Genomic DNA, 12,555 nt, shown 5'->3' on the forward strand with positions numbered 1-12,555 from the left:
GGGTTTACTTCACTACAAATATGCATGCTTTCTTTTATCAGTACTCTGCAATTTTTTATAACATTTATATCGGCAGCACCGTAGTACTCTTCACCTCCGACATTACAAAAAAACTATGGATGAGCGATACACTGGGTAGCACTGATAACTTCTGCTGGTGAAACTGGTGATAGCTTTCCATGTCTGGCACTACAATTTTCAGCAGGTAATCGAAACTGCCGGAAACGAAATCGCAACTGGTTACTTCGGGCAGGTCAAGTATTGACTGATTGAAATCTTCAGACGTATCATGCGTTTGTTTGATGAGCGTTACCTGGCAATAGACGGTCAGGTGCTTGCCCAGTTTCTTTTTATTGAGTATTGATACGTATTTTTCAATGATACCTTCCTGTTCCATACGCTTAATGCGGTCATGCACGGGCGTAAGCGATAGGTTTATCTGGCGGGCTATCTCTTTAAAAGTAAGGTGGGCGTTCCCTTGCAATAGCCTCAATATCTTTCTGTCGGTTTCGTCTATCATGGTGTTTATATTGCGTTTGTTTCAATTTCTTTTTTCCGGTTTAAAAACAAGTTGCCGAAAATTTTTCTTTCAGCTTATGAAATTCCTTATCGGTAAAAGAAGAAATTTATGTAAATATAGTCAATGAAAGAATTAATTTCTTATTTTTTGTTAATTAGAAAAAATATTTTCTTCGTTTGCTAACTTTGTTGTGCAATTACACTTCATCAAGAAAGAAAAAACAACCAATAACGCTACAGGTACTTACCTTGTAACTTTATTGAACACTTCATCAACAAACTTTTCATAGAGAATGATAATCGGGGTACCAAAGGAAATTAAAAACAACGAGAACAGAGTTGCACTTACACCAGCAGGCGTAGCAGAATTTAAAAAACACGGGCACACAGTATATGTGCAGTCAACGGCAGGCGAAGGCAGCGGTTTTTCTGACGAAGAATACACCAAAGCCGGTGCCACATTGCTTCCAACTATTGAAGAGGTGTATGGCATTGCCGAAATGATTGTGAAGGTGAAAGAGCCTATTGCTTCAGAGTATAACCTTATCAAAAAAGATCAGCTGCTATTTACTTATTTCCATTTTGCGTCTTCAGAAGAACTGACTCATGCCATGATTAAACAACAGGCGGTGTGTCTGGCTTATGAAACGGTAGAAAAAGCAGACAGAAGCCTGCCTTTGTTGGTGCCGATGTCTGAAGTTGCGGGCCGTATGGCTATTCAGGAAGGAGCCAAATATCTGGAGAAACCATTAAAAGGTAAAGGAATATTGTTAGGGGGTGTACCGGGTGTTCCACCGGCCAAAGTATTGGTTTTAGGTGGTGGTATAGTTGGTACACAGGCAGCCAAAATGGCCGCAGGCCTTGGCGCAAGAGTAGTGATAATGGATGTGAGCCTGCCGCGTTTAAGATATCTGTCAGACATAATGCCGCAGAACGTGGTAACCATTATGTCTAACGAATACAATATCCGTGAAGCTATCCGCGAAGCAGATTTAATAGTTGGCGCAGTTTTGATACCGGGTGCTAAAGCGCCTCATCTCATTACCAGAGATATGCTTAAAACCATGCGCGCAGGTACTGTTGTGGTTGACGTAGCCGTTGACCAGGGCGGTTGTATAGAAACCTGTACACCAACCACGCATGAGAACCCGACGTTCATTATTGATGATGTTGTACATTACTGTGTGGCCAACATGCCGGGTGCGGTGCCATATACATCAACTTTGGCTTTAACAAACGCAACCTTACCATACGCCATTCAGCTGGCTAATAAAGGCTGGAAAAAAGCATGTACCGAAAATGATGAATTAAAGAAAGGACTTAACGTTGTAAACGGAAAAGTGGTTTACAAGGGTGTTGCCGATGCGTGGGGACTGGAATTTGAAGAGGTTGCAACAGTTTTGTAAGATAACGATTGTTTTGTGCCATAAAGCCTCTTCCCTTTAGGAAGAGGTTTTTTTTATGTCTAAAAAAATGCAATTTGCAGCATGGAAAAGAAACAGAAATACTATACCGTTTGGGAGGGCCGGAAGAGTGGCGTTTATGCTTCATGGGATGAATGCAAAAAACAGGTAGAGGGGTTTCAGGGAGCCAAGTATAAATCTTTCGACAGCCGTGCAGAGGCCGAAAAGGCTTTGAAAGAAAACTATTGGAAACATACCCAGAGTGGTGGCCAGAAGCAGACCAAGATACCAGCATCGGCTTTTCCTCCGCCTATTCTTGAGTCTATCGTTGTTGATGCGGCGTGGAATTCGGTAAAAAAAGACATGGAGTATCAGGGGTTTTATCTGAAAACAAAAGAAAGAATTTTTCATAAAGGCCCGTTTCCGAAGGCAACCAATAATATTGGCGAGTTTCTGGCTATTGTGCATGCACTGGCGTACCTGAAAAAAATGAATTCGCCATTACCCATTTACTCTGATTCGCGAACGGCCATCAGTTGGGTGCGCAATAAAAAAGCCAATACTAAACTGGAAGAAGCCGGCGGCAATGAAGAAGTTTTTGACCTGCTTGACCGGGCCGAGAAATGGCTGCAAAATAATACCTACCCCAATAAAGTTCTGAAATGGGAAACGGATTACTGGGGTGAGAATCCGGCAGATTTTGGTAGAAAATAAAGGAACAAAAAACAGGCTGCCCGATACCGAACAGCCTGCCAGAAAACATGTATAGTGGTTAGATTAAAGCTTAATTCAGATTAAAGCTTGCCAGCTTTTTAAATTCTCCGAGACGCGCGTTAATTTCTTCCTGCGTAAGATTCTGGATTCTTTCAGAGCCAAACTGTTCAACACAGAAAGAAGCCATAGCCGACCCATAGATTATGGCACGTTTCATGTTTTCAAAACTCAGGTCATCGGTTTGTGCCAGATACGAAATAAAACCTCCTGCAAAAGTATCACCTGCACCGGTTGGGTCAAACACCTCTTCTAATGGCAGGGCAGGGCAGAAGAAAATGTTATCGTCCTGAAACAACAAAGCGCCATGCTCTCCTTTTTTTATGATAAGCGTTTTAGGCCCCATAGCCATAATGGTTTTGGCTGCTCTGCGAAGCGAGTAATCGCCAGACAACATTCTTGCTTCTTCGTCATTTATGGTTAAACAATCAACGTGTTTCAACAAAGCCTTTAAATCAACATTGGCAATTTCAATCCAGAGGTTCATGGTATCAACCATAACAAATTTAGGCCGGTTATGCAGGCGGGTCAATACACGCATCTGAATTTCAGGCGAGGTATTACCCAGCATCAGGTATTTACAATCCTGGTAGGCTTCCGGAATTTTAGGGTCAAAATCACCCATTACATTTAGTTGAGTTTCCAGGCTGTCGCGAGAATTCATGTCGTTGTGATAACGGCCATGCCAGAAAAACGTTTTTCCGCCTTCTACAATTTCAAGTCCGCGGGTATCTACTCCGTGCGTTTCCAGCACGTTTATCATGCTTTGAGGGAAATCTTCGCCTACAACGGCAACCAGGTTGTTCTCTTTTACAAAATAAGAGGCAGTAAGCGTAATAAAAGTAGCAGCACCGCCAATGATTTTATCTGTTTTTCCGAACGGTGTTTCGAGTTTATCGAATGCCACCGAGCCAACTGTAAGTAAAGACATATATTGATGTGTCCCTTTAGATATTGGGTAAACGTTTATTTAGTGAAAAATAGAATATTAAATGTGTGTTTTGAAGCAAAAAACGCCACAAAATTAGTAAAAAACCTGATACTTTTTGTATTAATGGTCTACGATTAAATAACCGGATGCCTTTTGAAGGCACGGGTGTGGTCGAACAGGTAACGATAGGTGATATAAGTTTTAAATTTTCTGGCGCCCAGCAGTTGGGTTACTTTCAGCATTTTAGGGTTAAAGTCGGCTATCCAGTTTAGTTCCAGCGTGGTATACTGGTAGCCGGGTTTCCAGCAGGCCCGCGAGAAAGCCAGCGCAATGGCTGATTCAATGCCTCTGCCCTGGTATTCGGGTATAACGCCAAATATAACCCCGCGTGCTTTATGATTGGTTTTCATCAGCCGGTGATAAACCCATTTCAGTTTCCCGATTATATCAAGCTTGCCATTCAGGTGCTTGATAATCTGATTCAGTTCAGGAATCATGATAAAAAAGGCTATGGGCTTGTTGTTGTGGTATCCAAACCACATCAGTTCTTCAACCAGAATTGGCTTCATCTGGTGCATAATAGCTTCGGCACGCTCGGCGGTCATTTCACCAGCGGCCATATTTTTCGACCACGCCAGATTATAGATGGTCCGGAAATCCTGAGCGAATTTTGAAAGCTCTTTTTTGTTTATGTGCCTGAAATCATATCCGGGCGAGTTATAAACTCTGTTGGCAATTTCAAACAGTGCCGGGCGTACCACTTTTCTGGCTTCTTTTTCTTCAAGGGGCAAAAGGAAAGTATATTGCCGGAAATAATCCTGAAAACCATATTCCTCAAAAAATGTACGGTAATATTCATGATGATAAAACATAGACCAGGTCGGTTCGGCATCATAAGGGTCTACCAGCAGCCCCCACCAGTTGTCTCTTTCACCAAAGTTAACAGGCCCATCCATTGCCTCCATGCCTCTGGCTTTCAGCCACGCCTTACAAGTATCAAATAAAGCAAATGCTACGTGTTTATCATTAATGCATTCAAAGAAACCTATTCCGCCTGTTGGCTGGTCGTTACTGTAAATCACAGTGTTGGGGTTCACAAACGCTGCCACACGGGCTATGGTATCTCCGTTTTCATTCAGGGCAAGCCACCGTATGCAATTATTGTTTTCATGAAGCGGGTTTTTTGTGGGGTCAAAGATGCGTTCAATATCATTATCAAGCGGTCTTATCCAATAAGGGTTGCCGTTATACAGCCGTACCGGAAACTCAAGAAACTCTTTTCTGAAGTGCTTATTGTTACCAACTTCTACTATTTTCATACTAGTTTTTTCATTTTGCCTTACAAATGTAAAGCAAGAAACAGGTTTGCCCAAGTACGTAATGCTGATATTCAGAATTGGATTGAAATGGGAAGTTGTAGAAGAAACAAAGGTATTCGTCGTATATTATGCTTGTTAAAGAGTGGTTTATATTTTTAATTGTTAAATTCGCACTACCCAATAACCATAATTATTCTAAAAAGTAAATCCGGTAATTGAAATGAAAAAGTTAATTCACATTGCTTTAGTTTTATCTTTTTGTTTGCTGCTTATAAATGTGGCAGTTGCGCAGCGCATAACACTTGAAAACGTACTTGATGAAACAGTAAAACTTTTGGATAGCGGTAAAACAGCCGAGTTGGCAGAGTCTTTAAAAACCAGCAGTATTGCGGTGCAAAGCGAAGCCAATACACGCGGTAATGAAATGAAGGAAAAACTGCTGGAGCAATCAAAGACACTTAAAAGTTATATTCCGATGGCCGCCAGCGGAACCCTGAAAAAAGATGTGGTTGAACACACCATTGCTACCATAAGACTCACAGTGGCGGCCAATAATATTAATAACCTGTTGAGCGAAGGGAAAGAAGGGCTACTGGGCAATGCCAAAATACTTACCAGAAGTCTGGGAATGTTGAAGGCAGGTATGTATACACTTGATACCAAACAGCAAAGTAAATTAAACAACCTGATTAGCTCGGCAGCTGAAAATGTAACCAGGCTGGACGAAAAAAATGGGGTAGCACAGAATGCGGCATCGTCGGCCAAAAAGACCCTGAGTAAAATTGTAGACCTGGTAAAAGAAGCTATTTAAGTGTATTGTTAAAGGCATTATTCAAAACTACCTCGGTAATTAAAGATAGTTTTGCGGCAGCAAAAAATATAATTCACTTGGGCGGGTTTGTTCATGCATTAAAATAACTTTGTAGTCTAATCAATCTCAATCTATGAAATCAATACTTTACCTGCTTATTATTACATTTTTTTCTATGGCCGCCTATGCCAGAAAACAAGATACGCGTTACTATGAAATGCGGATATATTATTGCGAACCAGGCAAACTGCCCGATTTGCTGAACCGGTTCCGGAATCATACCACCAAGCTTTTTGAAAAACATGGAATGACCAACGTGGGCTACTGGGTACCGGTTACAAATGAAAAAAATGCACTGTATTATGTGCTGTCGTATCCTGATAAAGAAGCCAGAGATGCATCTTGGAAAGCTTTTGGGGCAGACCCCGAATGGAAAAAAGTAAGAGAGGAGTCGGAAAAGAACGGTAAAATTGTAGCTAAAGTTGAATCAATTTTCATGAACACAACAGATTTTTCGCCTGCGGTGAAAACCCGGAAGAAAAACCCTGAGCGAGTTTTTGAACTAAGAATTTATACTGCTGATAACGGTAAACTGGACGACCTGCTGGCGCGTTTCAGAAATCATACCTTAAAGCTGTTTAAAAAACATGGAATGGAAAACGTGGTGTACTGGAAAAGTATTGAAAAAGAAGGTACCCAACCAAGACTTGTTTATTTGTTAGCGCATAAGAGCGAGGCAGCCGGAAAGGCGTCATTTGATGCGTTCAGAAATGACCCTAAATGGGTTAAAGCCCGCGATGAGTCGGAGAAAAACGGGAAACTGGCTATCAAGGTAGAATCGATTTATATGACACCCACAGATTTTTCTGAAATCAGATAAATACCGGGTTAATCTATAAAAAATGAGCTGAGGGCAAACTCAGCTCATTTTTTTGTGTTACTTTTTCTCTTTATCTTCTCTCACCGTCGGATACTTGATGCCCAGTTGCTCCAGATACGTTTTGTATTTGGTGGGGTCATAATAATATTTACTTAGTTCCGGACGATACTTCTCCATAATCTCTTGGTTCAGGTGTATGGCTGGTTTATCGTCTTTTGATATCAGCGGAGTATATTTTATTTCCTTTGTTTGTTCTTTGTTATAATAGTCCCATGCTTTCCTGATAATTTCGGGCTTAAAAAGCATATCTAATACCGTTAATGCCTCAACCTTGGCGCCGGCGGTGCAGCCCTTGTGCGCAATAGGTGTAGCCATAGTAATGGCATTGGCCCAATGGTGCCCCGGCATACCGGGCATATTAGAAGGGTAACGAAGCACAACGGTTGGCAAAGACCACGCAATGTCGGCAATGTCGTCAGACCCTCCCTGGCGGATAATATTCGGGGTGTACACCGGCTCGGCAACGGTATCCAGTTTTACTGCTAATCCATCTGTTTTGGGCGACTTCAACTCTTTTTGTGCCGCTTTGGCCAGTAGCTGGTCTTCTTCCGACCATTGTGGCAAACCAACACGCCTGATATTATGATACATCGTTTCGGCAATGGGTTTATTAAAATGACCCGGCCAGGCGCTACCCAGAATCTCATAAGTAAACTTGGTATCTGTCATAATGGCCGCTCCCTGTGCCATTTTAAGGCCGTTATCAAACAGATTCTTGATCCGGGGGTAAGTACGCTCCCTGAAATAGTACCACACTGTTGCTTTTGAAGGTACAACGTTTGGCTGGTCTCCACCGTCAGATATCACATAATGCGAACGCTGGGTTGTTTCCAGATGTTCACGTTTATAGTTCCACGCAATGTTCATCAATTCTACGGCATCAAGGGCACTTCTGCCTCTCCAGGGGGCGCCCGCCGCATGAGCTGCTTCTCCTTCAAAATGAAATTTAACCGAAACCAACCCTACATTGCCTACGTCTCCCCATGCTACAGACAGGTTGTCGCCCACGTGAGTAAATATACACGCATCTACGTCTTTAAAATACCCCTCTCTTACATACACCGCTTTGGCGCCTACCTGTTCTTCGGCTATACCCGGCCATAGCATTAATGTTCCCGGAATCTTCTCGCGTTCCATTATTTCTTTCAGTGCCAGCACAGCCGTTATATTCAGGGCTTGTCCTGAATTATGGCCTTCGCCATGCCCTGGCGCGCCCTCAACAATAGGGTCTTTATAAGCCACACCGGGTTTTTGTGAGGCTTTCGGGATACAGTCAACGTCAGAGCCTATGGCGATAACAGGCTTGCCTGAACCCCACCTGGCTATCCATGCGGTTGGCATGCCGGCTACGCCTCTTTCAACAATAAAACCATTTTTCTCTAATAGGCTTGTAAGGTATTTAGAGGTCTCAAACTCCTGAAAGCCTAGTTCTGCAAAGCTGAAAATCTGGTCGTTTACCTCTTGCGTAAATTTCTGGCGTTCATCAATTTTTGTTATAACCTCCTGTTTCAGTAATTCAAGTTTGTCAGGAGCCGGCGTAGCTGCTTTTTTCTTTTTCTGAGCGTACGCAAAGCCGCTGCTCAGCAACAATGCCAGCGCAAGCATGAAGTGTTTTTTCATAAACAAAGTAGTTAGGGTTTATTTAGGAAACTGGCTTTTGTCAAGACCAGGTACAATTTTAAGGGCATTTTTATAATATACTTTCTTTAACACCTCGTCTGGCAGGCCTAATCCGTACATCTTCCAGTAAGCGTGGTATTTTTTATGGTACGGGAAATACTCATCTTCAGATTCCAGCACACGGAAATACGTCTGGTACTCGTCTGGTACCCAGGAGTCTTTTCCAAACAAAATTCTGTCTTGTCGTTTAATGAAGAATTTCTGCGCATTGCGTGGCTGGCGGCCTAATTCTGCTATAACCGCGCCGATTTCCACATACATATTCGGAAACGCATCCATTAGGCTATCTAGTTTGGCCAGGTTGTTCGGAAACCAGCCCATGTGCGCATTTATAAAAATGGTCTTCGGGTTTTTTCTGAATACATTATGCTGCTGTTCAATGAGCTGCTCCCAGGTAAAGTCTTTACCGCCTGAGGCGTCACGTTTACGGCCAGGGTGAGTTTTCAGTTCAAGCCAGCGTTCATTTTGTGCATTGACAGGGTCCCAGAAAGACGAAGGGTCTGCTGTATGAATCAGTACCGGAATCCCCAATTCTCCGGCTTTTTTCCAGATTGGGTCAATGCGGGGGTCATCAACAGCCACTACTTTTCCGTTATCGGTAACATTAAAGCCCAGGCTTTTATAAATTTTTAAACCCTTGGCACCACGCAGTTTTACGTCGTCTTCAAGTGTTTTTACCGCATTGGTTGTCCAGCCGGGCTCACTGATTTTCGAAAAATCAATATTGGTAAAAACTGCAAAACGGGTAGGGTAATTAGTTTTTACGGCGTCAATCTGTTTTACCAGTCCTGCTGTACTTTTAGCTTCATCCTGATTAAACCCACGCCCACTCAGATTAACCATTATACCCATATTCATTTTGTCCATCTCAGTAATGAGCTTCCGGAGGTCTTCTTTACTGCCCATATCCCATTGGTGATTATGGATATCAATAAAAGGGAATTTGGCGCGCGTAATAACCTTGCCGGGAACAATCAGTGTAGATTTGGGCTCGTATTCCTCAAAGGTTACGGCACCTGCGTTATCTCCGATTTTTATCTGTTGTGCAAACAGGGGGCTGGTGGCCAGTAGTGTGGTAACGGCCAGTGCAAATTTTTTCATTAATTCTTACAGGAGGTTTAATGTTTTTATATTGCAATATAATGAAAAAGATAAAATTATGGCAGAAGAATATACCATTGAGGGTAATATTACTTTATTTAGTAATAAAGTTGTTATCCCATCAGTTGGTTGTATAGCCGGTGGTTAACGGTGCCGGGTTTGCTTTAACGATATTATATTTCAATTCTTGGTTAAGCTATTATGAAAAAGAAAAAGCTGATTAGTCTGTTTTTGCTGGCAGTTATTACCCTGGCAATTATATCTATATACGTATGTGATTCAGTAATCAAAACCCAGGCAAAAGGAAGGCTCTTTTCAAAAGTAGATGAGGTTCCGTATAACAGAGTAGGTCTGCTTTTAGGAACCGGCAAGTTTATCAAAAGAGAAGGGTGGCTTAACCCGTATTACACAAAAAGAATTGCGGCTGCTGCCAGTTTGTTAAAGGCTGGCAAAGTGAGGTATCTGATTATTAGTGGCGATAATAGTAGAAAGGATTATAATGAACCAGAAATGATGCGTGAAGATTTGGTAAAGGCCGGTGTTGATTCTACCCGTATTTATCTTGATTATGCCGGATTCAGAACCTTTGATTCTATGGTAAGGCTTAAAAAAATATTCGGACAGGATTCTGTAACGGTTATTTCACAATTGTTTCATAACGAAAGAGCCATTTACATTGCGTCAAAAGAGGGTATTGTAGCTTATGGTTTTAATGCAGAGGATGTAATAGCAGAGGGAGTAATGGCCAGAGAGAAACTTGCCAGAGTAAAAGTATTTGTTGACTACCTGATGGCCAAAGAGCCAAAGTTTTTGGGTGAAAAAATAAATTTGCCGGATTAAGGCATCAAATGCAGTTGTTTTGTTGGTTAAAAAAAGAACTCAGTGCTAAGCTGAACTATTCCTGAGTTCTTTTGAAGAGGGTCTACATTAAATGTTAAGCATTTTTATAGATTAGGGCAATAGCGTGGGCTTCCAGCCCTTCTTTTCTGCCTACAAAGCCCATTTCTTCAGTAGTTGTAGCTTTTATTGATATGCGGTCTTCTGATAGTCTGGTAACATCAGCAATGGCCTTTACCATGTCTGGAATATACTTCCCGATTTTGGGTTCCTGCAGGCAAACTGTTGAATCAATGTTGCCAATCAGATAACCCTCTTTGTTGAGCATTTCTGTTACAATTTTAAGTAAAATCTTGCTGTCTATTCCTTTCCAGCGGGGGTCGGTGTTTTTAAAGTGTTTGCCAATGTCGCCCATAGCTGCGGCGCCTAAAAGTGCATCACAGATGGCATGCAAAAGCACGTCGGCATCTGAATGCCCAACCGAACCTACACTATGTGGTATTTTAACTCCTCCGAGCCATAAATCGTAGCCTTCACCCAGCTGATGCACGTCATAACCTTGCCCTACTCTTATATTCATATTCAATGTTTTAAATAATCTTGTCTTATAAATTGCCGTAAAACTACTAATTTATCTATTAACCGGCTAATCTGAATCAAATTTGGCTTCTTTCAATCAGCAGCCGGCAAGCGGGTATAAAAAAAACATATCAGGCAACTGACTTAGCGTTGCCTGATATGTTTTGTATGTCTTAACTACGAATGTCAGATAATCTTACCCCAGAATATTTGCCAGTGAATTTTGGTTATTTCCCAGGTAGAGAATGGTCTTCCGGTGTCTTCCCACTTAACCTCGTCAAATATCTTCTCGGCTTTTTCTGCCTCACCTGTTTGCAGATAGGCCACCACAAGCATCCATTTAGATTCGTTCTGGAAGTTTTTGCTAACGTTTTCATCAACCCTCAGGTGTTCAAGAATCTTGATGGCTTCAGAAAGGTTCTTACCGTTTTCTACCATTGCCGATGCTCTTTCATAGTCATTGGCTCTGGTCTGGGTTTCAACATTTACGATTTCTTCATCACCGCGATAATCGAATTTTTTTGAAGAAAAAGTAACAGAAGTAGAAAGCAAAAAGAAAAGAATAGCCGCGGCCGCACTGAAAGAGCCAAAAACATAGGCCAAACCTTTTTTAGGTTTGTGTACATCTTTACGAACCTGACTTACTGTGGCCCTTACACTAGCTCTTAAAAGGCTTTCTTTCACACGTTTCAGTTCCTGAACCTGTTCGTAAAGGGCTTGATTAATCTTCAGCTGGTTTTCAAATGCCTGTTTTTCTTTCTCCGCCATCGTGCCCGTCACATAATCTTCAATCTGATTTTGCAGCATACCATCCATAGTTTTTAAAGAAATTTATTGATGATTAGAGGATATCATTTCCATAATTTTTTTCAGACACTTACTTTTTGCGTTGCGTACTGTCTGGTCATTTTCAAAAGTACCATTTTCTATTAGTTTTTTTGATACTTCCTGCATTGACAAGCCGTCTACTAAACGCATTTCAAGAATCTGACGACAATTTTTGCCGAGCTTATTAACAAGGCTTATATAGTATTCCCAATTTTCTTTTTCAATCAACATATCGTTTACGTCATCTTCCAGCTTGTCCCATTCAGCCATATAACGGTTATGACGTTCTTCTCTGGAGGTTTCCTGCGATACGTATCTGAACCATAAATTTTTACAAATACTTTTAAGATAAGTCTCTAAAGTAGCATCTTTTAGAGTAAATGACCCTTTTTTTACGTTCACAACAAAAGCTTCAATTGCTTCCCAAATTATGTCTTCCGGTTGTTTAGCATAATCCCTTCCAGTGCTTCGGTGGACAATAAACCTTTCCAGCGAAACATGAAATTTCTTATATAGTGCTATTAACGCCTCATGTTCTTTGCGTCCACCTGCCAGAATCCCCTCAACTATCGATTCATCTGACGGGTGTTTAGGTAAACCAAGAATCATATTTCAGTTATTAATATCAATCCCCCCCCTTAATGTAACCATAGCCGAGAGTTTTTTTAAAGGCTTGTGTTTAAGTAAAGCGATCACTCAATGATATTGTTTACTTTGATAGCTTCTGACAAATTGATTTCGACCTAAATTTAAGGCTAAAATTATATAAAACAATTCACTATCTATCAAAGAAATAAAAAAATAAAAAATAAAGTTACAAAATCCCGGTCTGCTTA

The 12,555-nt window shown here is 41.4% G+C and carries 13 protein-coding genes; 5 read left to right on the forward strand and 8 right to left on the reverse strand.

Features of this window, described 5'->3' with window-relative positions:
• Positions 1-64: 64 nt before the first annotated feature.
• Positions 65-520, reverse strand: coding sequence for an Lrp/AsnC family transcriptional regulator (locus NZ848_RS01295; protein ID WP_101727349.1), 456 nt, complete (start codon positions 518-520; stop codon positions 65-67).
• A gap of 292 nt (positions 521-812) precedes the next feature.
• Here NZ848_RS01295 and ald point away from each other — a divergent pair, with 292 nt between their 5' ends.
• The gene (gene ald / locus NZ848_RS01300; protein ID WP_259014051.1) at positions 813-1,925 is read left to right on the forward strand and encodes an alanine dehydrogenase; all 1,113 of its coding nucleotides are present in this window, start codon (positions 813-815) and stop codon (positions 1,923-1,925) included.
• An 81-nt stretch (positions 1,926-2,006) separates the two neighbouring features.
• Positions 2,007-2,636, forward strand: a complete 630-nt coding sequence (locus NZ848_RS01305; protein WP_259014052.1) for a ribonuclease H family protein — start codon at positions 2,007-2,009, stop codon at positions 2,634-2,636.
• Between the two features lie 70 nt (positions 2,637-2,706).
• Here NZ848_RS01305 and NZ848_RS01310 read toward each other — a convergent pair whose 3' ends face one another.
• The gene (locus tag NZ848_RS01310; RefSeq protein WP_101727346.1) at positions 2,707-3,624 is read right to left on the reverse strand and encodes a PfkB family carbohydrate kinase; all 918 of its coding nucleotides are present in this window, start codon (positions 3,622-3,624) and stop codon (positions 2,707-2,709) included.
• Positions 3,625-3,758: 134 nt separating this feature from the next.
• Positions 3,759-4,943, reverse strand: a complete 1,185-nt coding sequence (locus NZ848_RS01315) for a hypothetical protein (RefSeq protein WP_259014053.1) — start codon at positions 4,941-4,943, stop codon at positions 3,759-3,761.
• 220 nt (positions 4,944-5,163) lie between these two features.
• Between NZ848_RS01315 and NZ848_RS01320 the strand changes: the two genes are divergently transcribed.
• Together NZ848_RS01320 and NZ848_RS01325 are read left to right on the forward strand one after the other, a co-directional pair.
• Positions 5,164-5,754 carry a hypothetical protein gene (locus tag NZ848_RS01320; RefSeq protein ID WP_259014054.1) on the forward strand — a complete coding sequence of 197 codons (591 nt, stop codon included), beginning with the start codon at positions 5,164-5,166 and terminating at the stop codon, positions 5,752-5,754.
• A 133-nt stretch (positions 5,755-5,887) separates the two neighbouring features.
• Positions 5,888-6,634: an NIPSNAP family protein gene (locus tag NZ848_RS01325; protein ID WP_259014055.1), complete on the forward strand. Its 747-nt coding sequence runs from the start codon at positions 5,888-5,890 to the stop codon at positions 6,632-6,634.
• A 57-nt stretch (positions 6,635-6,691) separates the two neighbouring features.
• On the opposite strand, the gene NZ848_RS01330 is transcribed toward NZ848_RS01325, so the two are convergent.
• Positions 6,692-8,314 carry an amidohydrolase gene (locus tag NZ848_RS01330; protein WP_259014056.1) on the reverse strand — a complete coding sequence of 541 codons (1,623 nt, stop codon included), beginning with the start codon at positions 8,312-8,314 and terminating at the stop codon, positions 6,692-6,694.
• Positions 8,315-8,332: 18 nt separating this feature from the next.
• Positions 8,333-9,475: an amidohydrolase family protein gene (locus NZ848_RS01335; RefSeq protein WP_259014057.1), complete on the reverse strand. Its 1,143-nt coding sequence runs from the start codon at positions 9,473-9,475 to the stop codon at positions 8,333-8,335.
• A 201-nt stretch (positions 9,476-9,676) separates the two neighbouring features.
• On the opposite strand from NZ848_RS01335, the gene NZ848_RS01340 reads away from it, so the two are divergent.
• Positions 9,677-10,315 carry a SanA/YdcF family protein gene (locus NZ848_RS01340; protein ID WP_259014058.1) on the forward strand — a complete coding sequence of 213 codons (639 nt, stop codon included), beginning with the start codon at positions 9,677-9,679 and terminating at the stop codon, positions 10,313-10,315.
• A gap of 94 nt (positions 10,316-10,409) precedes the next feature.
• Here the strand turns inward: NZ848_RS01340 and ispF are convergent, their stop codons facing one another.
• The 3 genes from ispF to NZ848_RS01355 form a co-directional block, all read right to left on the reverse strand.
• Positions 10,410-10,892 (reverse strand): 2-C-methyl-D-erythritol 2,4-cyclodiphosphate synthase, encoded by a 483-nt coding sequence (ispF, locus tag NZ848_RS01345; RefSeq protein ID WP_259014059.1) that lies wholly within the window; start codon positions 10,890-10,892, stop codon positions 10,410-10,412.
• 185 nt (positions 10,893-11,077) lie between these two features.
• Positions 11,078-11,698, reverse strand: coding sequence for a hypothetical protein (locus NZ848_RS01350; RefSeq protein ID WP_259014060.1), 621 nt, complete (start codon positions 11,696-11,698; stop codon positions 11,078-11,080).
• 24 nt (positions 11,699-11,722) lie between these two features.
• The gene (locus NZ848_RS01355) at positions 11,723-12,328 is read right to left on the reverse strand and encodes an RNA polymerase sigma factor (RefSeq protein ID WP_253533382.1); all 606 of its coding nucleotides are present in this window, start codon (positions 12,326-12,328) and stop codon (positions 11,723-11,725) included.
• Positions 12,329-12,555: the final 227 nt, after the last annotated feature.

This window comes from Emticicia fluvialis (genome assembly GCF_024793945.1).
Taxonomy (GTDB): Bacteria; Bacteroidota; Bacteroidia; order Cytophagales; family Spirosomataceae; genus Emticicia; species Emticicia fluvialis.